This window comes from Caproiciproducens galactitolivorans (assembly GCF_026672255.1).
Lineage (GTDB): Bacteria > Bacillota > Clostridia > Oscillospirales > Acutalibacteraceae > Caproiciproducens > Caproiciproducens galactitolivorans_A.
Map to the genome: position 1 here is coordinate 51,395 of NZ_JAPOHA010000006.1, position 24,080 is coordinate 75,474.

Sequence of the window (24,080 nt, forward strand, 5' to 3'; positions counted from 1 at the left end):
TTCCAATTTCTTCCACTGCTGAGCCGGTGTTAAAATGGACGAGTATTCTCCAATAAACCAGCCATTTTCCACGACGAACGTCCCGGCTGTACGGCACGGCGGATACTTTGTACTTTTCCGGCGGACGTACCGTACATAGCGTACACGGCGGCGGCAATCACCGCGACCGTTTCTTCCGGGATACCGGCTTCAACCGACGGAACCGGAACGAAAGCCTTTTGCGCGGCGGGTGCGGCTTTTGGAATATTCTTCGTTTTCTCATCCGGGTGAATGTTCCTAATAATCGCGCTATATCCTTTAATTAAATACGTAAGGAATATCAGCATAACAAATACGATAACAAGTCCGGTCAGTAAAACGATGATCGAAAGCTGTACTTTTTGATCGAAGTTCAATTTTATTCCTCCATTCCAATAAACATTCCAATAACTGATATTTTTTTATTTATAATTATTATACATTATGGAAAAATTTATTTCAATTCTTTTTGGTACTCTTTTTATTGCATAAGCTTTCGCCGCGAATTATAATGAAATTATATAGATTATTCAGCAGGAGGCTTTTAAAGAATGACAAGTGACGAATTCAGGCGTTCTTTCCGCGTTCCGTTCCATAACAGTCTGGGTTTGGCCGTATACAGCTGCGGGGTTCAGCGCTGCGGCTCCTGCCATTCATGGGGACCCGCCGTACGCGACCACTATCTGATTCACTATGTCGTTTCGGGAAAAGGTATTTTTTCCTGCGGTGGAACCGAATACCATCTGTCCGCGGGCGACGGTTTTCTGGTGGTTCCGTCCAAGGTCGTATATTACGCCGCAGACCGCGAAAACCCGTGGGAATACTGCTGGGTCGGCTTTAACGGAAGCGACGCAAAAAGGCTGATGGGACAAACGGGTCTGCTCGACCGCAGCCCGGTTTTTCATTACGATGACGACGCGCTTTTTGAGGAATTGTTAACGAAAGTCTGCAACGCCTCCGGATCGAAGCCAAGCGATGAAGCGCGCATGGAATCCGGCCTTCTGATTTTTCTGGCCGCGCTGATGGATCAGTTCGGGTCGCCGCCGGAACAGCACCCGGGCGGCTTTGAGTACGTGCAGAAGGCGATTAAATTTATCGAATACAACTATTCCAGCGATATCGGTATTACCGATATCGCTTCCAGCGTCGGCATCAGCCGCAGCCATCTATACCGGCTGTTTATGCAGCATATTTCCATGCCGCCGAACGAATATCTGATGCGCTACCGTATCAACAAGGCGTGCGAACTGCTGGAAAACAGCGGCCTGTCCGTGGGCGAAGTGGCCTATTCGGCGGGTTTTTCCGATCAATTATACTTTTCACGGGTATTTAAAAAATACATGAACACACCTCCCAGCCGTTACGCCGGCTATGAACGGGCGGAGAAAGTAAAGGAGAATTTAAAATGAGCGAAGCTTCCGATCGTATTACAAAATGGGCGGGGCAAATTGAAAAATACAGCGCAGTGGAATGGGACAGACTGCCTGAGATCTATTTATACATGGATCAGGTTCTGACCTATATGAATAAACAGCTTACTGTTTTTGAGCGGAACGAAAACACAAGCCTTCTGACTTCCAGCATGATCAACAATTATGTGAAGGACGGCATTCTTCCCCGCCCCGAGCAAAAAAAGTATTCCCGCGAACATCTGGCGCTTTTGATGGTCATCTGCATGCTGAAGCAGGTTCTTTCCATTCAGGATATTTCCTTCCTCCTGAAAACGCTTCTGGAGGACGCCGGAAAGGACGAAATGTACGCACGGTTCTGTGACGCGCATTCCGCGGCGATAAAGGAAGTCTGCGGACGCGTTGCGCAAACAGCCGAACAGGGCGATACGGAATTGACAAAGCTCGCCATCGAGCTGTCCATTGAAGCAAACGCCCGCCGTACGGCAGCCGAAAGGATTCTGAGCGAGCTTTCGGCCGCGGATGAAAAGGCGAAAAAAGAGCAGGATGACAGAGCAAAGAACGGGAAAAAAGAAAAATAAACCAAAACCGCCGGAAGGCCGTCCTGAAAAGGGCGGTCTTTTCTTTTCGAAAGCGAATTCTCCTTATGAACCATAACGACTGTTCCGCATAATATGAAGAGAAGCAAAAGAAGGAGAGGGATTGCTATGTGTGGAATTGCGGGATTCTGCGATTACAACGACGATCTGAGTGAAGAATCTTATTTCTGGGGCTCTCTTGCAAAACGGATGGGAAACCGTTTAAAGCACCGCGGCCCGGACGACAGCGGGGTCCATGTATCGGCTCACGCGGCGCTTGCCCACACACGGCTTGCCGTTGTTGATATCCCGGGCGGAAAACAGCCGATGACCGCCATTGCCGACGGCTTTCGCTATACCATTGTTTACAACGGGGAACTGTATAACAGCGCGGAACTGCGGGATGAACTGACCGCCCTCGGGCACACCTTTGAAACCAAAAGCGATACGGAAATCCTCCTGAAATGCTACATCCAGTTTGGATTTACCTGCGCGGAAAAACTGAACGGAATCTTTGCCTTTGCGGTTGACGATGAACGGCGCCGCTGCTGCTATTTATGCCGGGACCGTTTCGGAGTAAAGCCGCTGTTTTATACCATAGAAAACGACCGTCTGGTATTTGCCTCGGAAATCAAGGCGCTGTTTGAATATCCGGGTGTCAATCCCGTAATCGACCGGCAGGGCCTCTGCGAAATCTTCGGTCTGGGGCCCGCCAGAACGGAGGGCGTCGGCATATTCCAGAATGTCATGGAAATCAAACCCGGCTGCTGCGCCGTATTTGATAAATTCGGGCTGGAAACGGCTCCTTACTTTGAACTGAAAATCTATGAGCACCCCGACAGCTACGAAGACAGCGTAAAGCAGGTAAAATATCTGGTGGAAGACGCCGTAACAAGGCAGCTTGTTTCCGACGTTCCGCTTTGTACATTTTTATCCGGAGGGCTGGATTCCAGTATTATTACCGCCATTGCCGCCCGAAATTATCAAGCTTCAGGGAAAATTCTTTCTACTTATTCGTTCGATTTTATCGGAAATGAAAAATACTTCAAACCGACCGCGTTCCAGCCGGGCGCAGACCGGCCGTGGGTGGAAAAAATGGCGGAAATCTTCCAGACCGACCACCATTTTTTGGAGTGCAACAACGTTACGCTTGCCGATAAACTTTACGATTCGGTTATTGCGAAGGATTTGCCCGGGATGGCGGACGTGGACTCTTCCCTCCTGTATTTTTGCAGCCTGGTGAAAAAACATCATGTCGTCGGCCTCAGCGGCGAATGTGCGGATGAAATCTTCGGAGGATATCCATGGTTCCATAAAAAAGAAGCGTTCGAGGGGCACTGCTTCCCGTGGTCCCCGGATTTATCGATTCGTACCGGCCTGCTGCTGCCGGAGATCGCGGACGCCCTTCAGATAAACGACTACGTCAATATGCGTTATGAGGAATCCATTGCGGCCGTTCCGAAGCTGGCAGGGGAAAATGCCCGGGAAAGGCGCCGCAGGGAAATTTCTTACCTGAATATTCACTGGTTCATGTCCACGCTTCTGGACCCTGAAGTGCCGATTCCTTATACCAGCCCGATGTGTGCATAGCCGCCCGGCAGGAATTTTTAAAATCTGATTCATGTAACATTTAAGAAAAATCAGCCTGCCATGTGTGCGAACCTCCCCGGCAAGCGGACAGGCAATTCCCGCCCAAAGCCGTGCAAAGATTTATAGAACCGGTTTTCAGCGGACAATCTTTATTCCAGATACCGCCCACATATATTTTACCAATGAGAATTTCGCGAGGTGAAATATATGTCCGACGATTCAAAAAGAATTGAACTGCCAAAGACGTTGCAGGAACGGATGTTAAAATTCTTTTTGAAGGCGCAGCGCAACGCCGTGGAAGCGGATATGGACCGCGAAAAAAATGAGCCGCCGCAAAATCCTGTCAATCAAGATGATGGGAGCAGTGGCTGATGGAAACAGCGATCTATGTCCGCGTATCCACGGAGGAACAGGCGCAGGAGGGTTTCTCCATCCGGGCGCAGGAGCAGAAGCTCAAGGATTATGTAAGGATCAAAGACTGGTCCATCTATAAAATATATGCCGACGAAGGCATCTCCGGAAAAGACATCACCGGACGTCCTGCGGTCAAAGAAATGATAACGGACATAAAAGCCGGGCATGTAAAGAACGTGCTGGTGTTCAAGATCGACCGCCTCACACGCTCCACGGCGGATTTGATTTATCTGGTTGATCTGTTCAATGCCAATGACTGCGAATTCAACTCCCTGATGGAGTCCATTGATACGCAAACGGCATCCGGCAGGATGTTTATCAAAATCATCGGCATCTTTGCGGAGTTTGAGCGCGAAAACATTATCGAGCGAACAAGGGTCGGCGTCGAGCGTAAGGTAAAGGAAGGGTATTCACTCTGCACATCGTCGGCAAGTTTCGGATATGACCGTGTCAAAGGTCAAAAAATACAAACGGTAAATCCCGCCGAAGCTGAAGTCGTGCGGGATATTTTTGACATGTTTGTAGGCAGCGGATTGACGCTCACGGACATTGCGCGGCGGCTGAATCTGCGCGGGATATCCACGAAGCAAGGAAAAACATGGGCGTCCGGAAAAGTCAGGCGTGTCCTCGCCAATTGCAACTATGTGGGCGATGTGCGCCACCACATAAACGATTCCAGGCACAAACACGAATACGACGGCCTGCATAAAGCGATCATTCCACAGGAACTTTTTGATGCCGCGCAGGGCATCCTTGAGGGAAACAAAAAGGTGGGTATCACAAAGCCGCCGAATGACGATAAATATTTTGCCGGATTTTTGGTATGCGCAAAGTGCGGATACAAGTTGAAAACCTATGAATCCCGCAAAAAATTAAAGACGAAAATTCAAATCACAGTCGGATATGTATGCCGTAATCATACGCTCGGAACCTGCACCGTTGGCAGTATGAGCCACAAGAAAGTGGAGGCGGCTTTCGAGGAATATATCTCTGAAATTGCTGATTTTGACGCTGTGGATACACGTTCCCTTGCGGAAGAGGAAAAAATCAAGCATGACAACAGTGAAGCGATCTCATCGCTGGAAACCAAGCTGAAAAATCTGGAAGCGAGGGAGCGTGAAACGCTGGAACGGTATGTCCGCAATGAGATTGACTTTGAGGATTACCGCCAGATGAAAGACCTTGTCGCGTCGGATAAACAGGTTCTGGGCGCTGAACTGGAACGCCTCAAGGCAGCTCAGGATCCTGCGGCCACGAAGCCGCAGGAAATCGCATTGAATTTCAAAAAGAACTGGGATGGGTTATCGAACCCGGAACGCCGCGCTTTCCTGAAACAGTTTGTAGAGAGAATTGTCATTGAAAGCGTGAAGACGAAAGGCGAGTATTTTGGGCAGGTGAAGATTCGGGAAGTGCGGTGGAGAATGTAAGGGGATTTTATTTTTCGTATGATATTAGGCGGTTCAAGTCCTGCGAGGCCGTCCCAAATTTTGTGTAAACCATCATTGAGGTGTAGAATGGAAGCACCAAGATGGAGGTTTTTGAGCTATGGGAAGAAAAGGACGCAGTCCGGAAGAGATCGAGCGTCGGGCCAAAATCCGGGAGCTGCTGCAGTCGAGCAATATCAGCAGTATGGACGACATTCAGAACCTGTTCAAGGAGACCATTGCCGAGTTCATGGAGAACGGCCTTGATGCGGAGCTGGACGAGGAGCTCGGGTACAGCAAATACGACTACCGGAACAAAAATACGGACGACAGCCGAAATGGGCACAGCGGCAAGACCCTGCGCACCAGCTTCGGCAACGTAGACGTGGCCGTGCCCCGGGACAGGGACGGGCAGTTCGAGCCGCAGATTTTGAAGAAAAACCAGACCAGCGTCAGTCAGGACATTGAGGAAAAGATCCTGTCCATGTACGCCAAAGGGATGACCACCGGAGACATTGAGGCCCATATCCGGGATATCTACGGCCTGGAAGTCTCGGACACCACGGTCAGCCGGGTCACGGACAAGATTCTGCCCATTGCGAAGGAATGGCAGCAGCGGCCTCTGGAGAGCGTCTACGCGGTGGTTTTCCTGGACGCTATCCACTACCATGTGCGCAGCGAAGGGCAGATCGTCAAGAAGGCGGTCTACATCGCCATCGGCGTCGATCTGGACGGGCGCAAGGACGTTCTGGGGATGTGGGTCGGCGAAAACGAGAGCGCCAAGTTCTGGGCCACCGTGCTCAACGGGCTGCGGAACCGCGGCGTGGAGGACGTCTTCATCGCCTGCACGGACAACCTTGCCGGCTTTTCCGATGCCATCGGGGCGGTATTCCCTAAAACGGAGATTCAGAACTGCGTGCTCCACCAGATCCGTAATTCCACGAAATACGTCTCCTACAAGGACCTGAAGGAGTTGATGGCCGGCCTGAAAGCGGTCTATGCCGCCGTGGACGAGCCCTCCGCTCTGGAGGCCCTGGATGCTTTCTCCAGCCGCTGGGATAGCAAGTACCCCAAGATTTCCGCCTCCTGGCAGGAAAACTGGCCGAACCTGAGCACCTATTTCAAGTATCCGCAGGAGGTGCGACGGCTGATCTACACCACAAACGTCATCGAAGGCTTCAACCGGCAGCTCCGAAAGGTGACAAAGTCGAAGTCGGTCTTCCCGACGGACGACAGCCTGCTCAAAATGCTGTATCTGGCCATGATGGACATCACGAAAAAATGGACCGGCCGGCGGCAGGACTGGAGCATGATCCACGCTCAACTGGCCATATATTTTGCCGACCGGATGCCGGATTAAACCCGCCGTATCTTGACATGCGGCCAGACTGCCGCTACTATGATGGCAAACGAAGCGGCAACTCTCATGCCGCTTCCCTGCAAATATTCTGCTCCACGTTACACCCGCATTTGACGTTTACACAGAATTCGGGAGACACCCAGTCCTGCCGCCGCGACGGCAGATCACGTCATCTGGCATACAAAAACACTCCGCTTTAGCTATTGATTATAGCTTTTCTTTGCCAGTCTTGATACTTGCGAGTATATCCAAATATCCCGTAATTGCTGAAGCATATACATCATAATCCACTTCATTTAGAAGCTGCCTCGGATCTTTTAACTCAATGATATTGGCCTGATCTCTTTTCTCAACGTCAAATGTTGAGTAGTCCATGGTGACCAGTATGATCTGTGGCAAGGTTTTTATACCAGAAATCATGTTAAGAATTTCAACGCTACTGGCAACACTTGGCTCCTTTGTCCGTGGGGAATCAACGACGAACGGGAATCGAATACTGCCTGCCCCAGTCGCTTCCATAGTTGAAAAAAGCGCAATATACTGAGCCAAAATAATCTTGCTGGAAAGCGTGCCTTGTCCCTTTAATGGCTTCAGCAGTCCTATCTTCCCCTCGTAGTCGTTGTCCCACGCTTCCAAGCGCATTATGTTTGCACGTGTATCGTCAATGTATCTTTGATCAACTTCTTTTTTATTTGGTAAATTTCTAAGGTCTTTATTCAGTTCCCTGTTTTCTGACTTATACGCATCTTGACTGGCCGTTGCCCCGCCGATAGTCTGGTGCATTCGGCTGATTGTGGTTGTCAATCCGCGCTGTTTGACGTAGGTTTCATATTCGTCATGCGCTTGTGAGGTTGTTTGTTCTTCTTTACTAAGTTGGCTCATTAGTTCAACATATCGTTCTTGTTCCCCGGTAAGTGATTTTTCAATGGAGTCAATAATAAACCGAATTTGCTGTAATAGATATTCGGAATTTTCAATATTGTAAATTTTTCTAACTCTTGCATTCAATTCAATTCCAAACTCATAACCGCACTTTGGACATGTTGTGAGTGCCTTTTCTTCTTGCATATCGGCATAATTTACGTGCGCGGTTACGGAATTAAGGTTCTTTTTATGTTGAAGGAGGTCGGATTGCAATTTTTGAATTCGGGTACGGGCTTCTGATAATTCACCAATAATGCGATTAATTCGTTCCTTCGATGGCAACAGCATCTGTTCGAGTTCCTCGACATTTTGTGCAGGGACAAGTTGCTGCACTTCAGGCAAAATTGTTTCTAGCGTTATTTTGGCACGATCAATAACACCTTGCAGGCGCTCAATTTCGGCTTTGTTGGCATCAATTTTTGCCTGAATGTCAACCGAGTGTTTATTGTACACGCCAAGGTGGTAATAAAGTGACTTTATACGGTCAGGTTTTTTGAACTGATCAAGGCTCGCAAAGCTTTCATAGGGTTCTGTACCCCACCCGTGATCCTGATCAATGTAGTATGGTAAATAAGTAAAAACCGGGGGTGCCAGTACATGTTTCTTTGTATTTTTATCTGGCAGATACACTGAGAAGCCAAAAATCTCTTCAAGTTTAGGCGCAAGTTCTTTGAAAACACTTGTGCATTCGGCAATTAAATCTGTGCCATTAAAAATGAGAAAATTATTTTTCTGGCGCACTATACTGTATGGTTTGTCGTTTACCAAAAATTCGAGGCAATATAACTTTGTTTTTTTGTCCCAATGTGGATCATAGTCTATTTCCGCGCCAAGACTGAAGTACAGCGATTTTGCCAGCGACGATTTCCCGACGTGATTTTCGCTGCTGGTGATCACATTCAAGCCCGGTAAGAATGAAACATATTTTGCTTTATGTTTATCGGTATCCACGATGAGGATACTCTTAAAAATAACATTTATCATCGGTTTTCCTCCTTGGCAAGATAGATACACATGGCAAGAATCTCGATATAATAACCATTTCTATAGACGACTATCATACGCTTCTTTTGCCGAAGTAATCCTCTTTTGCATCTGCAAGCGAAGTCCCACAGCGTTTCTCCGTCCGAAATTGAAATGCTAGAAACGACACTTTCGAGAGAATCGAACACATCTATAAAGCTGTCTGTATTCCCATTACTATCCGCAAGAACACTCGTATATGCCAGAGCAGCTTGATCTTTCTTCTCACTGGGTATTTTGCAATGATCTACAAGCCAATAAAACTCCGGAATATTTACCTTCATAGAAGCTCGGATAATACGATCAAACATAGTCCGCGAAAATCCTTTTTTATTAGCGACTTCCTCATATGACGCGTTTTCAGGAAGTCTTTCATACGCTTGCCGCCGGCCCAGAACGTCAAACACAGCTGCCACTATTGTCTTAACAACCTGCACTTTTATTTGTGGAAATCGTCGAACTAGAAAATCCGATGCCTCATCTGATACAATCCTTTGGTGAGCATCGATACTTAATGTTGTTCTCATATGTACCATTTTTGACAGGTCTACATCATCCAGAGCAATGCCTCTGCGCCGTGCAATATCTGTTTTGATCGCTTGAATATGGGTCTGCCCGAAGTCGCCGAATGGTGTTCTATCTGCAGAGAGCAGTTGCCTATCTAGCTTTAATGGACAATTTGTAATCAAGCCCAATTCTTTGACGAATACATCTGGCGTGTCCATGTGACTATATAATTTTTCAAGCCAACCTTCTGTAATAGCGGTGGTTAGTGATATTGAATCGTCTTTAGTTTTCATCTGGTAGAAACTTACCGAATCATGTAGAAGTTGGTCATCGTAAATAGTGATGTCATCCTCGTGATCAAGCACCATTAGATAATCGGATGTGTCATAGAGTTCTATCGCCAAGTGGAAAACTTGGCTTACTTGCATATCAAGCCTGTTGTATGCAAGACTTCCGGATTTTTTGTCCACCAACGCGATTTTCCCCTTTCACTTCTTATCCGATATTTATGTATTACAGTCACGCCGACCATTTTGCGATAATCCCGTCCACATCCGCCACATTGGTCGACATATCCGAAACCCACTCGCCGTAATCGCCAAGTTGATTCACTGCGGCAATCCATTCCTCAAGGGCCTTGCGCTTTTCGGTCACTTGCCGTGTCACTTGTCCCTTCGTTTCAAGAACGAGCATTTTTCCGTTTTTAAGGCGGATGAGAAAATCAGGATAATATTTTCTCACAACGCCGTCAAAGACATAAACAATCTCAAAGCCCAGATGGTCGTTCTTCACCCATGCCGCGACATTCGGATTTTTCTCCAGCTTAAACGCTTCGGTAGACTCCCAGCCGCTATCAAACACACAATGGCTGATATGGGAGTGCTGGGTAATATGGCACGGTTTACTGGTGTACCATGTGGGCATATCTCCGGTGGAGCGCACTTTTTTATTGACGTCAAAGATAGGAACAAGGCTTTCGGTCTGCTCCAACTTAATAAAGCTCCAGAGGTGCTGGACGATCTTGTTCATGTTCATCATCAGTACAATACGCTGGCGAACCGGATCGGTGTTGAAGAGCGGTGGATTTATGACAATTGCACCTGAAGCAAGATATTTTTCTACCAATCGGATCACCTGACCGAGCAAGGCAAACTTCGTCCCCTCGCTCTGCCAGGAGGCTTTCACCAGATCGTAAACCTGACCGGCAGTCTCGAAGATAATTTTTTGCATCCGGAGTTCCCGGTCAAGTTTTTCAAGATCAATATCGGTGCATTTCATAAGATCGGTTTTACCGTCGACTACGGGTGCGAGCTCAGCGCGGATGCGCGTTTCGGACGCTTCCAGCACGAGCGTATCCATTTTATCAATATCCAAATTTAGCGTAGGTTTGAACTTGCGGTCGATGCGGATGATATTGGGAAAGCTGATCTGATAATCAATCCGTTCCGGAAGAGGTTCAATCTGCGTCTTCGGCTTGGGAGGCTTTGGTATACCCGCCTCGTCCGATTCATGCGGCAAAAATGTAAAGGGTATCCCGAAAATGTTCACATACTCCGGCGTGAACATATCGCTTCCCTCTTCAAGATCGTAGGATGTGCGACGCAAACCGCGCCCGACCACCTGTTCGCAGAGAAGCTGGCTGGAGAACGCACGGAGTCCAAGGATATGGGTCACTGTCTTCGCATCCCAGCCCTCGGAAAGCATTCCTACCGATATTACATTCCGAATCTGCTCGCCGCGTTTGCCGCGCTGACCGACGGTATTTACCGTGTCGCGCAGGATGGCCGCGGCTTCTTTTTTACTAAGTTTGCGTTTACCAAAGCCTTCATCGCCATCCTTATTGGACGGAACGTCCTCCACATCAACGCCTTCCGCTTCATCCATCGTTTTGGAGTCGATATGCAGCAGATATTCCGGCTCGCAGAGCTCGTCCACCGGGATGCGATTGTGTTTAAACGCATATTCAATACGCGCTGCCGTTTCTGTTCGATTGGCAACGGTGATCATGACTGGCGGGATGGTCTGACCTGCATTCTGCCACTCTTTATAAGTTTCAAGCCAGTCTTTTCCAAGCAGATAGTACGCCTGCCTAAGTAAGTCTGGCAGGGGTTCCTCCGGTTTGGCGGAACGATTTATGTCTTCGCGTACGGTTTCGTCGGCGTAGATATGATATAGCTTGGAACGAAAAGTCACGGCATCGGGCGTACCGTCGTCGCGCACGACTACGCGAGGGGTTTTGACCAAACCGGATTCGATGCCATCGTTCAGGCCAAAATCACTGACGATCCAGCTGAAGAGGGCTTCTTCATCGTTCTTTTTTCCACTCGGAGCAAATGGCGTGGCAGAAAAATCGTAGCACGTTAAAATGCCGCGAGCCTTATGAATCCGGTCAAGGCCGCTCACCCAGACAGTAGCTTCTTCAGCGGCTTCTTTCGCTTCTTTGCCGCTTACTTTTACTTCCGGGTTTTTGCGCCATGCATGGTGAGCCTCGTCGTTTATGACAAGAATATTCCGGGCGTTTGCCATTTCGCCCAGCACTTCACGCGCATAGGCCTCATCGGATTTTACGCCGCGTTTGTCGACACTTTTTTTCTTTGCAAGGGCCTCCTCGGAATCCCAGGCCAGCGACTGCCAGTTGTTGATGATTACTTTGCCTTCGCGCAGGCGAGGCATCAGACCCACCGGGACAACATTAAATTGCGCATAGTAATTATCGTCTCCGCCCGTCATCAGGACCTGCAAACGGCTCTTGACCGTGAGACCGGGAGCCACGATAAACACATTTTTTGAAAAACGCTTGTCCTGCGGATAGGTTGCTTTATTGCACACCTGCCATGCGATAAGCATCGCCATAACCGTGGTTTTGCCGCCGCCTGTGCAAAGCTTGGTACATATGCGTTGGAACGGGCCGCCGTCTCCGGGAATGGTGATACCCACGCAATCTGCCTCCGGAGCTTCCACCAGCCAGATAATCGTTTCGATTGCGTCCATTTGGCACCAGAAAAACTGGTATGTCCGCGCATCCTTATCGTTCCAATGCTCAAGAAGTTTTTTCGTCACGCCTGTAACGCCGGGATACCCGACGGAACGCCACTGTGCAACACGGGTGCGAATCCTATTCACAAGCGGAAGCTCAACAAATTGCCCTACATCGTTATAGGCATTTGAGCCTTGCCCGGCGATAAAATATCCCGCCGGGCGGCGACCGGGTTCCTTTTCAAACGTCTGCTTGTTCAGGTTATATTTCCAATGGCATTCCGGCTCCCGAAAGGCGGAGTTTATAATAAGTTTGTCGATACCCGCCATACGTCAGCCCCCCACTTTCAGAACCTTCAGGCTCTCAATTCCGCGATCGTCAATGATTTTTACAGCAATCATTGCGCCGCCGTCAATCGAAAACGGAAGAGATTCCGTTCCCGCATATTGCTCGATGAGCTCCTGATCGATTTCGGCCTTCAATGTTTTGGCAAGCTTATTCCATCCGTCTTTTTTGCCGCCCAGTGGGAAAAACACCTGCATTGGTTCAATGCACATGCCGTCGTAATTGGTGTCCAGCATCCACATGGCGATCCGCCCGGAGTTGCCGCTTTCCACGGTGCCTTTTTTCACGTCATAATAGTCAAAGCCGTTCACCTTGACTTTATATTTACCCTTATCCTTGCCTTTTTCGATATGGATCAGTTCCACATCCGGCTGACCGACAAGCCAGAAGCTCTGGTTGCTGGAACGCTTTTTCTTAAGATCTTCCGTCATCAGGTCGGTGTTCATCTGCACTTTCAAGCAGGTGACGCCGCTCCAATTCGTATTATCGATATCTTTCGCCGCCTCGGGGTCAAATTGGAACGCCGCGAAGATGATCAGCTTTGGCGAGGGACGCAGGTCTTCCGCTTCCGTGAGCGCGAGCGACACAACGCGCGAATCCATCGGCTTTGTTTCGTCTGCAAAGCAAATGACAGCGCGGCGCGGAACATCCTCTTTCGTTTCGGCCTCGGCTTGCAGATAAGTGGTGCCGGAAAGCGGCTCCACACGGCTGAATTCAATTTTCGCGCCGCCGCGTCCGAGGATACCGGTCGCGAGAAGTTCATCCCGCCAGTCGCTCTGCTTGGCGGTATCGTCTTCAGTGATTTCAAAAGCATCGTCTAACGGCTTCACCACGGGCGCGGGCAGGGCTTCCACCGTAAACGGCCCGGAAATCCGTATTTTGGACTTATCCACTTCCGGCTGGTCATAAAGCGTTTCCGTCGCGGGCGGCTCGTTATTGGCGATGGATTTCAATGTGATATGCGGCACGGTCTTGTAGACGAAGCCTCCGGCTACGCCCTGCTCTTCGTGAGCCAGCTTGTAATAGTCAAACGTCGCGGTCATCAGCCTTTTTTTAGCGAGCGTAATCGCCACCCGCGAGGTGTCGCAGGTGATCCACCGCCGTCCCCACTGCTCGGCGACATAGGCCGTCGTGCCGCTGCCACAGGTGATGTCGAGGACAAGGTCGCCGGGATCGGTTGTCATGAGGAGACAACGCTTTATTGCTTCAAGAGACGTTTGAACAACATATATTTTGGTTTCTGTAAATCCTGTCATCTTTGTATCATTCCAAATATTTGATATTGGAACAACTGGAAAGTCATCAAGAAAACGCTTGTACATGAGAGAATTTCCAATTGCTTTTAGTCTTCCTTTTTCTGCTAATTTCTCCATTCCTTGAGGATACACAGGCTTCCAATGTGCGTTGCTACTTGGATAATATGTGATACCTTGATAGTCAAATGGTTGCTCTGAGTTTGCTTTTCCTGTGCTTGTGCAATTGTCTGCGGCAAAGACCTTTCCATTGCAAGGAATAGTAGAGGGTGCAAGAATTTCTTCTCGAGTTAATCTTCTATCTTCTCCATTTATATCAAGCCACACATATTGTGTTGCTCCTTCTTTTCCAAGTTCCTTTGCTTTGTAAAGTTGTCGATACTTAATGTCTTTTGTCTTTCCATACCACACAATATAGTCGTTTATTGTGGCTAGGTAGTTTGAAGAAGTCCCAGAAGTCTTTTCGACGCCTATAAGACATATGAAATTATCTTTTCCAAATATTTCATCGCAAATTTCTCGCACATGATGCACATTCTCATCGCTGATCTGCACAAATACGCTTCCATTTTCGGAAAGCAGTTCGCGGGTAAGCAAAAGGCGATTGCGGAGGTAGGTTAGGTAGGAGTGAATGCCAAGTTCCCAAGTGTCACGGAAAGCTTTGATCATTTCCGGCTCTTGTGTGAGATCATCGTCTTTTTTATCTTTCACATCCCGTTTATCCACAAACGGCTGAAAATTGGAACCGTATTTGATGCCGTACGGCGGGTCTATGTATACCATCTGCACCTGCCCGGCCATGCCCTCTTTTTCAAGCAGGGAGTTCATGATGACAAGGCTGTCGCCCGCGATCAGGCGGTTCGTCCAGTCCACGCCGTGTTTATAAAATTCGATGGATTCTCTGCGCCGACGCATGCGCTCTGCAGGAGTTTCGGCTTCAAACATTGACTGTTGCCCGACTAATTGGCCTTTTAATGCCTCACTATATTGATTTTGTACTCTCCCAATAATTTTATGTGGCTTGATAGATTCGTGAATATGGATAGAAGAAGTGGGTACATCGAAAGAAAGCCCTTCCTTCTTGCCCGCCCACTCCAATGTTGGATCGATATGCGGATCAAAAGCGTAGGTTTTCTTCGACTCCGGCGCAGTGTCGTGCTGCGCCATCCCCACTGGCGGGTTGTTTTTGCGTTTTTTGTCCTTATGTTCATATGTTTCGATGTCACGCATTTTGCTGACATCAATTTCCTCTTGTTTCTTACGTCCCCGTGGCATTTTTCTTCCTCCCCGAATACATTATATCTCAGCATAAATAAATCAGAACTGTTATTTGTTTTGTGTGTAAAAGGCCTTTCTTCGCAAATCGCCGGGCTTGGAGGCTCCCGGAGGCAACAGCCATGTTTTTCCCGCCTTTACAGCGCCCTCAATACGCCCCTGCTCGCATAAAATTGCGACGCGCCTTGCTGAAATTCCCCATTCTTTGGCGGCCTGTTTCGTTGTTTTAAATTCCATTATTGTACCTCACGGCGGAAATCATAATACTAAAATTTATTGTATTCTTTTATCTGAATAAAAGCAATCCTGAAATGTAAATTTCTTTGAAGCCATTTCTTTACTTGGACAACATAAGATTTTCCCTGAGTCAGCATAAAATTTATTCTGGTGTATTACTGAGGGGGAATTTTATGCCATACCGATCCATCCTGTCCCTGCCGGACTTACAAACCTATCTTTCCAGCACAGCCGTCGCCGCCTTCGACTTTGAGACCGCGCCGGACGACGCATACCGAAGCGACGACCGCGCCGCGCTGGACGCGCACAAATCGCATATCGCCGGCATCAGCTTCTCAGTGGCGGAGGGCGACGCCGTCTACCTGCCACTGGCGCACCGCGTCGGAGAGAACGCCGCCAAGCAGGACGCCATCTGGGCCTGGCTGAAGCCGGGCTTTTTCATGAACCCCGCCGTTATAAAGATCGCCCACAACCTGGCATTCGAGAGCGCGTTCCTGTACGCCAAAGGCATCGTCGTGCAGGAGCCGTGCTACGATACCATCGCGGCGGCGCAGTTGGTGTATAAAAATGAGAAGGAATTCCGCTCCCTCGGCGACTGCGGGCTGAAAACGCTGGTGCCGGAATACTTCGGCGAGCAGCTGCCGTCCTATACCGAAACGGTCGGCGGCCACCATTTCGACGAGCTCGACCCGCAGGCTGAGCGCACCGTCCGGTATGCCTGCGCGGACTCGGATTACGCCCTGCGGCTGTACCATTTGTTCAACGGTTGGTTCGACCGGTTTCTGCCGAAGCACCGGTTCATCACGGGAAAAATCGAATCGCCCACCGCCGTCTACGTCGGCCTGATGCGGTATAACGGGCTTCCCATCGATCGCCCTCTGATGGAACAGAAAGGCTTGGAAGCCGAAAAGAAGCTGGCGGAGCTGCGCCGGGACATCGCGTTCATCATCGGCGACGTCCCCATCGGCGCGAACGCCAGCACCGCAGCTTTTAAGAAATACCTGTTCGACCGCCTGAAGCTTCCAAAAGTGAAGCAGACGGAAAAGGGACGGGGGGTTACGAAACGCGCCGGTGGCGCGTTTCTCCCAGACCCGCCCGAGCGGGTCGCGCTGGATGACGAAGCCCTGATCCTGCTCAGGGAGTATTGTGAGAAGAACCGCCCGGAACTGGTGCGCCTGTTCGAACTGGTGCAGGAGTACCGACGCTGGGGGAAAATCAAGTCCACCTACATAAACGGATATCTCAAATATGTAAATACGGTCACTGGTCGCATCCACCCCGACCTGCTGCCGCTGGCCACCGAAACGGGGCGCTTCGCCTCGAAGAATCCGAACTGCCAAAACATGCCGCGCGCCGGCGCGGACGATATCGGTGTACGCAATTTTATCGTCGCGCCGGAGGGGAAAATCCTGCTGTCGCTGGATTTCTCGCAGATCGAGCTTCGTGTCGGCGCGTTCTACTGCAAGGACGAAAAGATGCTGGAAACCTACCGGTCCGGCGGGGATATCCACGCCCAGACCACCTCGGTCATTTATAAAATCCCGCTGGAGCAGGCCAAAGACAAAAACGCCCCGCAATACAAGGAGCGGCGTACCATCGCCAAAAGCTGCAACTTCGGCACCTTTTTCGGCCTGTTTCCGAAAGGCCTGCAAAAGACGCTGAAATTCAAGGCCGGGCTGGACGTTTCGCTCGACGAATGCGACCGGATCATCCGCAGCCTGAAATCCGGGTACCCGCGCCTGTCCCGCTGGCAGGAGGAAACGAAACGCCGGGCCGAGTTCCGTAAATACACCGAAACCTGGCTCGGCAGGCGGCGCTCCCTGCCCGGCATCACGTCCGCGAACTGGAACGTGAAATCTTTCGCCCAGCGCGTCGCCTTGAACACACCGATACAGGGCACGGCGGCGGACATTCTCAAACTTGCTCTCGGACGGATTGTCCGGGGCCTGCCCGAGCACCCGTGGCTTTGTCCTTTACTGCAGATTCACGATGAACTGGTCTTTGAACTGCCCGAAAACCAGCTGAAAAAGGCCGTACTTTTCATCAAAACCTGCATGGAAACACAGCCTTTTGAGGCGTTTTCAGTGCCGATTATGGCGGAAGCAGCCGCCGGAAAGCGCTTCGGCGAATTACATGAACTGGAGGGATGCCTGTGAGCGAATATTCCCTGCGCGGCGTCAACATCCCGCCGGAGGAATTCCTGCGCCCGTTTTTCGACCCAAAAGAAAAAGTCTGCCTGCGCGTGTTCAGCGACAAGTCCGACAGCGCGTTTTCCGGTCAGAAGCTGGAAACGGTGCTGGAGGATTTCGACGACCTCGCCGATTCGCTCAAAGCACATAACGATCAGGGGCGCGGCATTTATTTTGTCATCAACTACGGCGGGCATGAGGATTCGGACATCACCCGCGTCAACGCCCAGTTCATGGAATGCGACAATATTCCGCTGGAGGAACAGCTGGAAAAAATACGGGCCTTTCCGCTGGAGCCGTCTCTGATCGTCAAAACCCGGAAGTCGCTCCACTGCTACTGGCTGATGAAGAACGCCAAAGTCGAGCGCTTCCGGTCCATCCAAAAACGGCTCATCGCTTATTTCGGCGCGGACCCGGCTTGCGTGAACGAAAGCCGGGTTTTTCGCCTGCCGGGATACTTTCACTGCAAGGAAGAGCCCGTCCTCGTGGAATGCGTCAAATTCAATCCTGAACTGCGCTATACGCAGCGGCAGCTCGAGGCCGTTCTTCCGGAGCTTCCCGATGAAAGCCCGGCTCAATCCACTCCGTCCCCCGTCAGGGAGCGCGGCACCCAGAAGGGGCTGGTGCTGGTGGGCCGTCGCTGTGCGTTTATCCAGCACTGCAAGCGCAACGCTAAAACCCTGCCGGAGCCGGACTGGTATGCCATGATCTCCAATCTGGCGGTTTTCGAGGGCGGCGAGGCCGTGATCCATAAACTGTCGAAGCCGTACCCGAAGTATGATTTCAAGGTTACGCAGGCGAAGATCGACCATTTTCATAAATCAGGCACGAAACCCATGACCTGCCGGAAAATCGCGGAACACGGCTTCGTCTGTCCAAAAATGGAGAATGCTTCCTGTACCTGCAAATCGCCGGCGGGGCTGGCGTTCCGGCCCATGAAACTGACGGAACTCAAAAGAATCCTCGCCGGCCTGAAGTTGAGCCATGATCCTTCCACCGACCTGCGAACCGCCCAGCGCTTTATCAACGATTACCTGTATAACGCCGACGCGGGCCTCGCCGAAATTTTCCTCAAATACGACGTCCGCCAGCATTTCGGCTTCAAGCTGGATGACATTAAGCCCCTAACCGCGCTGTACCGCGACCTGTACCGCCGGTTCTCCGAAACGCGCGAAGCGCAGCGCGAGAGATCCGGCAAAGAGCTGCCGGACTGGTATGAGCAATCGGCGAAAGGCGGACTGCGCTTTTTACCGGGCATTCTGGCAAACCACCTCGCCGAACGGTTCCACGCGTTTTACACCGCCGAGCAGTATTATTTTTATAACGGCGGCGTCTACACGTCACAGGGCGACAAAGACGCGAAAGCAGCGGTGCGCACCTACTTGATTCCGCGCGACGCCACCATGAATCAGATCAACGACGCCGAAGGCCAGTGGCAGCTGATCATCCGCAAGCCCATTCGGGAGATCAACCCGAACCCGTACATCATCAACACGCAGAACGGCCTGTATAACGTACTCGACGACACCTTCCGCCCGCACGACCCGCAGTATTACTCGACCGTGCAGATCAAGGCGAAATATGATCCGGAGGCCGAATGCCCGCGCTTCATGGCGTTCCTGCGCGGCATCCTCGAGGAACCGGAAATCGAGCTGCTGCGGGAGATCTTCGGGTATTTCCTCGTTCCGATCACGAAGGCGCAAAAGTCCTTCATGCTGGTGGGACTGGCGAACGTGGGGAAATCCACAATTCTGCAGGTGGTACAGGATATCCTGCTGGGCGCGGAGAACGTGTCCAACATCCCGCTGCAGCACCTGTCCGAGCGCTTTCAGCCGGCGGAGCTTTTCGGCAAGCTGGCGAATATCTACGCCGACCTTTCCAACAAAAGCATCGACGACGCCGGCATGTTCAAGGCTGTCACCGGCGAGGACTATATCACCGGAGAGCGCAAGCATAAAGACCCGTTCAGCTTCAAGCCCTACGCCCGCTTCCTCTACTCCTGCAACGACATTCCCCGCAACTACGGCGACCGCAGCGAGGCCTTTTACCGGCGGCTGATCATCATCCGCTTCTCGAAACCGGTGCCGCCGGAGAAGCGGGACTTTCAGCTGAAGGAAAAGCTGGCGGAGGAGCGCGACGGTATCCTGGCGTGGTCGATCGCGGGGCTGAAGCGGCTGATCGCGCAGAACTACCAGTTCGGCGAAACCGAACGCACTCTCGCCGAGCTCAAGCAGTACAAGATCGAAAACAACAGCGTGCTGGCGTATGTGGAGGACTGCTGCACCGTCGCGGCGGGCGCGGCCTGCTTCCGGCAGGAGTTGTACGACAGCTATAAAGACTACTGCGAGGATGGAAACCTGAAAGCGGTCTCCCAACGGCGGTTCAACAGCGAGGTGGCCGGCTTGCCCGGCGTGGCCACTGCCGACGAGCCTGTGACCCGCCGTCGTATCTTTCGCGGTATTAAACTCCTGTAAGAGGATGCAACGGTTCTGCGCGTTGTCACGAGCGGGTTCCGGCTACCGGTTATCGGCATTGGAGCTGGTGGAGCGGGTTTTTCTCACATATTGCGTTACGCGAAGCCAAAAAGAGGTTTAGAGCGATTCCTTAATAATAAGAAAAAAATATATGGGCTTCCGCTCACTTGTTCCTTTCCGCTCATAAGCTGTCCCATATTTTCAACCGGAGGTGCCTTTATGCCACACAAGCCGAAGAAACCCTGCGCCTTCCCCGGCTGCCCGAACCTGACCGACGGCAGGTACTGCGAAGCCCACGCTTCGCAGGCGAACCGCGAGTACAACCGGTACCGCCGCGACCCTGACTCGAACAGGATTTACGGGCGGCGGTGGAAAACCATCCGCGCCCTGTACCTCGCGAAGCATCCGCTTTGCGAACGATGCCTCAAGGCCGGGCGCACCGTCCTCGCCGAGGAAGTTCACCATATCGTTCCCGTCGCCGAAGGCGGCGGCCATGAAGAATCCAACCTGATGGCGCTCTGCAAGTCCTGCCATTCCGCGATCACCATCGCGGCTGAAAACTCCCGCCGCTGACCCCCAGGGGGCGGTCTGATCTCTGTGATTCTCTCTCGCGGACAGCGCGGCAGGCCTCCGTACGCTATACGCGCGAATTCAAAAAAATCAGAAAAGCCCTGAAACGCTGATGTTTCGGGGCTTCTTTCATTTTGAAAAACAGGCCTGACAGGCTGTTTTTTCAAAGAGCCGGCTTTTTTCAAAACGTGTACAGGCTGTTTGCACGGAAAATCCCGGAGCTTTCCGTGAATCTGGCGGAAGCGGACGCGGACGGCGGCACGGCGGCAAAGGACAGGCCGCGACGAAAACGGCCAAACTGCGGCAGAAAGGTTGGAAAAATTGGGCACATTTTGAAAAAACGCCGCATATACATGCAAAGACACTGTCTGTGCGGAAGGAGTGACGGGATGCCCAGCGGAGGAGCGAGAAAAGGCGCGGGCCGCAAGCCGAAGCCGCTGGCCGAGAAACTGGCGGTGGGGAATCCGGGCCGGCGGCCTTTGAAAAAAATCGAGTTCAGCGGCGGAAACACCGGTCGACCGAAGATGCCGGAATACCTCCGGCACATGGAGAAGCCCGCGCTGAATTTTATCTCCATCGAGGAAATTTTTGAAAAAACCCTTGATCACCTTGAGCCGTCCGGGTGCCTGAACCTCATCCCGGTTGAAAATATATGCGACTACGTCATGGCCAAATATTATCTCATCGACGCGCAGTATGCCCTGTCCAAAACGGCCATCGTCGGCTACAACGAGAAGCATGAGCTGACGGTCACCAGCTTCACCGAAGCGATGCTCAAGCTGCAGAAAAACGTCGCGCTGACCTGGGGCGTGATCTGGGATGTGGTGTCCCGCAACAGCGAGCATATCATCAAAAACCCGGAGGAAGACCTGATTGCCGCGATTATGAGCGGGCGCGTCCGTAAGAAGCGCCCAAGGGAGGAGCCTGACGATGGACGCGATGAACATACGGAAAATCCCGGCGGCAAAACTGAATCCGGCGAAGTATAACCCCCGGAAGGATTTGCAGCCCGGCGACCCGGAATACGAAAAGCTGCTGCGCTCCGTGGAGGAATTCGGCTATGTGGAGCCGATCATCTGGAACGAGCGCACCGGGAACATCGTCGGCGGGCACCAGCGTTTTAAGGTGCTCGTCCAGCTGGGCTTTACGGAAATCGACTGCGTGGTGGTCGACCTTGACGGGCAACGCGAAAAGGCTCTCAATGTTGCGCTAAACAAAATCAGCGGCGAATTCGACGCACCGAAGCTGACGGAGCTTCTGCAGGAACTGGAGAAAAGCGGGTTCGCCGTGGAGCTGACGGGCTTCGAGGCACCGGAGCTCGATAAGCTGTACCAGCAGTACAGCCGCCAGACGGGCGGCATCGTCGAAGACGATTTTGACGGCGAGGCCGAGGTGGCGAAAATCACGGAGCCAGTGACGCGGGCCGGCGACGTATGGCTGCTCGGTCGTCATCGGCTCCTGTGTGGAGACAGCACGGATTTGGGCGCGGTCGCGCGGCTGATGGACAGCGCGAAAGCCCGGATGGTTTTCACCGACCCGCCGTGGAACGTGGACTACGGCGGTGATGCGAAACACCCCAGCTGGAAGCCCCGGCAGATTCTCAACGACAAAATGACGGAGGAGCAGTTTTACGCATTCCTGCTCTCGGCGTTCAAGGCGATGGCGAACGCCTGCGAACCGGGCGCGATGGTCTATGTGGTGATGTCGGCGCAGGAATGGGGCACGGTGATGACGGCGATGAAGGAGGCCGGCTTCCACTGGTCGTCCACGATCATCTGGGCGAAAGACACGCTTGTTCTGTCGCGGAAGGATTATCACACGCAATATGAGCCGATCTGGTACGGCTGGCTGGACGGCGAGAAGCGGCTCTGCCCCCTGCAGGACCGCCAGCAGAGCGACCTGTGGCAATTCGACCGCCCGAAAAAGAGCGTGGAGCACCCGACCATGAAGCCGGTCGCGCTGGCGGGGCGGGCCATTGCAAACTCCTCCCGCATCGGGGACGTGGCGCTCGATCTGTTCGGCGGCTCCGGCACCACGATGCTCGCGGCGGAGCAGTCCGACCGCGTCAACTGCTCCATGGAGCTTGACCCGAAATACTGCGACGTGATCGTGAAGCGCTATATCGAGTTCCGCAAAAGCGACGAGGGCGTATTTCTCCTGCGCGGCGGCGAAAAGCTGGCGTACAACGAAATTGAAGAATAAAGTCCATGTATTTCAACTTGATGTTTTCCCCGAAAAGAGTGATTACTATAACTGCGGAAACGCGAAAATCACGATTTTACGGAGGAAACGAAAATGGAAGTCAAATTCAATGTCACAGGCGCGGAGCGCAAAAAACTCGTCGGGGCAATCAGCGAAATCCTCAACACGCCGATGAAATATCTCGGCGCGCCGGGTTTTGCCTACAAAGTCGGCGGATACACGGTGGATAAAAACGGCACGGTCAGCGGCGAGCGCAACGACGCCCTTTTGACCGCCCTCGCCGCGCGAGGCTTTGAAGCCGAGTCGGCAGTCAACGCGCCCAGCGCGGATGAACCCGAGGTCGCTGAAACGTCGGAAGTGCCCGACCGCCTCGCCATTGAGATGCCGATGGACGGTTTCACGCCGGAAAAGCTGGAAAATCTCACGAAGCTGGTAGAGAGTAAGTCCGCGCTCATCAAAACGGCCCTCGGCACGGATGACCTGCCCGTCGAATCGACCGGGGGTACCCTCCGCTTCCCATGGTTCCCCGGCAACCTTGACAGCGGCACGGCGAAGGCCTGCGCGCAGTTTATCGCCGCCCTGTGCAAAACGGCGAAGGAGAAAAAGCGCGTGACCGCGAAGGCGCGGGACGAATTCGAGAATCCGCGCTTCGCCATGCGGGTGTGGCTAATTGGTCTCGGCATGGTGGGCGGCGACTTCAAGCTGGCGCGGAAGCTCCTGCTGAAAAACTTGAGCGGAAACGCCGCGTGGCGGTACGGCGCGCCGGAAAAAAAGGCCGCGAACGGGGCCGCTGACGGCGCGGACGCAGGCACGGAAACCCCGGAGGCGGTACCCGCCCCGGTGGGAGAGGAAGCCCCCGTCGGCAATACGGGCGCGAACTGCACCGGGGAAGCGAGTACCGAGCAATGAATAACTTCCCTTCCAAGGAAACGGTCGAGCGTCTCCGGCGGGAATATCCCGCCGGGACGCGGGTGGAGCTCATTGCAATGTATGACCCTTACAGCAAGCTGAAGCCCGGCGACCGCGCTATGGTTCGCGGCGTGGACGACGCCGGCAACATCCTCTGCAAATGGGACTGCGGCTCCACGCTGAGCCTCATCCCCGGCGTCGACCGGTTCCGGATTGCCGGCGCGTTCACCGAAAAAATACGGGAACAGATACTGGCAGTCCGGGCGACCGGAAAAGCGAATATGTTCGATATTTCCGCTGTCCAGCGCATTGCCTATGAGAACGGCTTTTATGAACTGGTGGACTACCTCGAAACCGACCGCACGGCTTATGCTCGGTTTATCCTGACCGGGGAATAGAGAA

At 52.1% G+C, this 24,080-nt stretch carries 18 protein-coding genes and 1 pseudogene; 14 read left to right on the top strand and 5 right to left on the bottom strand.

Annotated elements, in window-relative coordinates; genetic code table 11:
* Positions 1-29: 29 nt before the first annotated feature.
* The gene (locus OUY18_RS07055; protein ID WP_268058063.1) at positions 30-395 is read right to left on the bottom strand and encodes an OadG family protein; all 366 of its coding nucleotides are present in this window, start codon (positions 393-395) and stop codon (positions 30-32) included.
* Positions 396-569: 174 nt separating this feature from the next.
* On the opposite strand from OUY18_RS07055, the gene OUY18_RS07060 reads away from it, so the two are divergent.
* From OUY18_RS07060 to OUY18_RS07085, 6 genes are all read left to right on the top strand, one after another.
* The gene (locus OUY18_RS07060) at positions 570-1,427 is read left to right on the top strand and encodes an AraC family transcriptional regulator (protein WP_268058064.1); all 858 of its coding nucleotides are present in this window, start codon (positions 570-572) and stop codon (positions 1,425-1,427) included.
* Positions 1,424-2,008, top strand: coding sequence for a DUF1836 domain-containing protein (locus OUY18_RS07065; RefSeq protein ID WP_268058065.1), 585 nt, complete (start codon positions 1,424-1,426; stop codon positions 2,006-2,008). The genes OUY18_RS07060 and OUY18_RS07065 overlap by 4 nt, the downstream gene beginning before the upstream one ends.
* A gap of 126 nt (positions 2,009-2,134) precedes the next feature.
* On the top strand, positions 2,135-3,595 hold the full coding sequence (gene asnB, locus OUY18_RS07070) for an asparagine synthase (glutamine-hydrolyzing) (RefSeq protein WP_268058066.1): 1,461 nt from the start codon (positions 2,135-2,137) through the stop codon (positions 3,593-3,595).
* Between the two features lie 207 nt (positions 3,596-3,802).
* The gene (locus OUY18_RS07075; RefSeq protein WP_268058067.1) at positions 3,803-3,967 is read left to right on the top strand and encodes a hypothetical protein; all 165 of its coding nucleotides are present in this window, start codon (positions 3,803-3,805) and stop codon (positions 3,965-3,967) included.
* Complete coding sequence (locus tag OUY18_RS07080) at positions 3,967-5,436, top strand: recombinase family protein (protein ID WP_268058068.1); 1,470 nt, start codon at positions 3,967-3,969, stop codon at positions 5,434-5,436. The genes OUY18_RS07075 and OUY18_RS07080 overlap by 1 nt, the downstream gene beginning before the upstream one ends.
* Positions 5,437-5,554: 118 nt before the next feature.
* On the top strand, positions 5,555-6,793 hold the full coding sequence (locus OUY18_RS07085; protein WP_268058069.1) for an IS256 family transposase: 1,239 nt from the start codon (positions 5,555-5,557) through the stop codon (positions 6,791-6,793).
* 207 nt (positions 6,794-7,000) lie between these two features.
* On the opposite strand, the gene OUY18_RS07090 is transcribed toward OUY18_RS07085, so the two are convergent.
* The 4 genes from OUY18_RS07090 to OUY18_RS07105 are packed head-to-tail and all read right to left on the bottom strand — an operon-like array spanning position 7,001 to position 15,097.
* Positions 7,001-8,701 carry a hypothetical protein gene (locus OUY18_RS07090; protein ID WP_268058070.1) on the bottom strand — a complete coding sequence of 567 codons (1,701 nt, stop codon included), beginning with the start codon at positions 8,699-8,701 and terminating at the stop codon, positions 7,001-7,003.
* Positions 8,698-9,717: a dsDNA nuclease domain-containing protein gene (locus OUY18_RS07095; protein WP_268058195.1), complete on the bottom strand. Its 1,020-nt coding sequence runs from the start codon at positions 9,715-9,717 to the stop codon at positions 8,698-8,700. The genes OUY18_RS07090 and OUY18_RS07095 overlap by 4 nt, the downstream gene beginning before the upstream one ends.
* A gap of 49 nt (positions 9,718-9,766) precedes the next feature.
* Positions 9,767-12,553 carry a BPTD_3080 family restriction endonuclease gene (locus OUY18_RS07100; RefSeq protein ID WP_268058071.1) on the bottom strand — a complete coding sequence of 929 codons (2,787 nt, stop codon included), beginning with the start codon at positions 12,551-12,553 and terminating at the stop codon, positions 9,767-9,769.
* Between the two features lie 3 nt (positions 12,554-12,556).
* The gene (locus tag OUY18_RS07105; protein ID WP_268058072.1) at positions 12,557-15,097 is read right to left on the bottom strand and encodes a site-specific DNA-methyltransferase; all 2,541 of its coding nucleotides are present in this window, start codon (positions 15,095-15,097) and stop codon (positions 12,557-12,559) included.
* A gap of 410 nt (positions 15,098-15,507) precedes the next feature.
* Here OUY18_RS07105 and OUY18_RS07115 point away from each other — a divergent pair, with 410 nt between their 5' ends.
* The 8 genes and pseudogenes from OUY18_RS07115 to OUY18_RS07150 all read left to right on the top strand — a co-directional run bounded on the left by OUY18_RS07115 (position 15,508) and on the right by OUY18_RS07150 (position 24,076).
* Positions 15,508-17,490: a bifunctional 3'-5' exonuclease/DNA polymerase gene (locus OUY18_RS07115; protein WP_268058074.1), complete on the top strand. Its 1,983-nt coding sequence runs from the start codon at positions 15,508-15,510 to the stop codon at positions 17,488-17,490.
* A complete protein-coding gene (locus OUY18_RS07120; RefSeq protein ID WP_268058075.1) occupies positions 17,487-19,997 on the top strand; it encodes a phage/plasmid primase, P4 family in 2,511 nt (836 codons plus the stop codon). Before OUY18_RS07115 ends, OUY18_RS07120 begins: the two co-directional genes overlap by 4 nt.
* Before the next feature lie 219 nt (positions 19,998-20,216).
* Positions 20,217-20,570 (top strand): HNH endonuclease, encoded by a 354-nt coding sequence (locus tag OUY18_RS07125; RefSeq protein WP_268058076.1) that lies wholly within the window; start codon positions 20,217-20,219, stop codon positions 20,568-20,570.
* A 131-nt stretch (positions 20,571-20,701) separates the two neighbouring features.
* A complete protein-coding gene (locus OUY18_RS07130; RefSeq protein ID WP_268058077.1) occupies positions 20,702-21,556 on the top strand; it encodes a hypothetical protein in 855 nt (284 codons plus the stop codon).
* Positions 21,507-22,769, top strand: a complete 1,263-nt coding sequence (locus OUY18_RS07135) for a site-specific DNA-methyltransferase (protein WP_268058196.1) — start codon at positions 21,507-21,509, stop codon at positions 22,767-22,769. Before OUY18_RS07130 ends, OUY18_RS07135 begins: the two co-directional genes overlap by 50 nt.
* Positions 22,770-22,862: 93 nt before the next feature.
* A complete protein-coding gene (locus OUY18_RS07140; protein ID WP_268058078.1) occupies positions 22,863-23,678 on the top strand; it encodes a virulence protein in 816 nt (271 codons plus the stop codon).
* Positions 23,675-23,890: pseudogene (locus tag OUY18_RS07145) on the top strand (DUF4314 domain-containing protein); the annotation flags it as partial. The gene OUY18_RS07140 and the pseudogene OUY18_RS07145, both read left to right, overlap by 4 nt.
* 24 nt (positions 23,891-23,914) lie before the next feature.
* Positions 23,915-24,076, top strand: coding sequence for a DUF5049 domain-containing protein (locus OUY18_RS07150; RefSeq protein ID WP_419196128.1), 162 nt, complete (start codon positions 23,915-23,917; stop codon positions 24,074-24,076).
* Positions 24,077-24,080 lie beyond the last annotated feature (4 nt).

Excerpts from the sequence above, each read along its gene's own strand:
- OUY18_RS07060 (WP_268058064.1), top strand. The coding sequence starts at position 570 with ATGACAAGTGACGAATTCAGGCGTTCTTTCCGCGTTCCGTTCCATAAC.
- OUY18_RS07065 (WP_268058065.1), top strand. The coding sequence starts at position 1,424 with ATGAGCGAAGCTTCCGATCGTATTACAAAATGGGCGGGGCAAATTGAA.
- asnB (WP_268058066.1), top strand. The coding sequence starts at position 2,135 with ATGTGTGGAATTGCGGGATTCTGCGATTACAACGACGATCTGAGTGAA.
- OUY18_RS07075 (WP_268058067.1), top strand. The coding sequence starts at position 3,803 with ATGTCCGACGATTCAAAAAGAATTGAACTGCCAAAGACGTTGCAGGAA.
- OUY18_RS07080 (WP_268058068.1), top strand. The coding sequence starts at position 3,967 with ATGGAAACAGCGATCTATGTCCGCGTATCCACGGAGGAACAGGCGCAG.
- OUY18_RS07085 (WP_268058069.1), top strand. The coding sequence starts at position 5,555 with ATGGGAAGAAAAGGACGCAGTCCGGAAGAGATCGAGCGTCGGGCCAAA.
- OUY18_RS07090 (WP_268058070.1), bottom strand. The coding sequence starts at position 8,701 with ATGATAAATGTTATTTTTAAGAGTATCCTCATCGTGGATACCGATAAA.
- OUY18_RS07100 (WP_268058071.1), bottom strand. The coding sequence starts at position 12,553 with ATGGCGGGTATCGACAAACTTATTATAAACTCCGCCTTTCGGGAGCCG.
- OUY18_RS07105 (WP_268058072.1), bottom strand. The coding sequence starts at position 15,097 with ATGCCACGGGGACGTAAGAAACAAGAGGAAATTGATGTCAGCAAAATG.
- OUY18_RS07115 (WP_268058074.1), top strand. The coding sequence starts at position 15,508 with ATGCCATACCGATCCATCCTGTCCCTGCCGGACTTACAAACCTATCTT.
- OUY18_RS07125 (WP_268058076.1), top strand. The coding sequence starts at position 20,217 with ATGCCACACAAGCCGAAGAAACCCTGCGCCTTCCCCGGCTGCCCGAAC.
- OUY18_RS07135 (WP_268058196.1), top strand. The coding sequence starts at position 21,507 with ATGAACATACGGAAAATCCCGGCGGCAAAACTGAATCCGGCGAAGTAT.
- OUY18_RS07140 (WP_268058078.1), top strand. The coding sequence starts at position 22,863 with ATGGAAGTCAAATTCAATGTCACAGGCGCGGAGCGCAAAAAACTCGTC.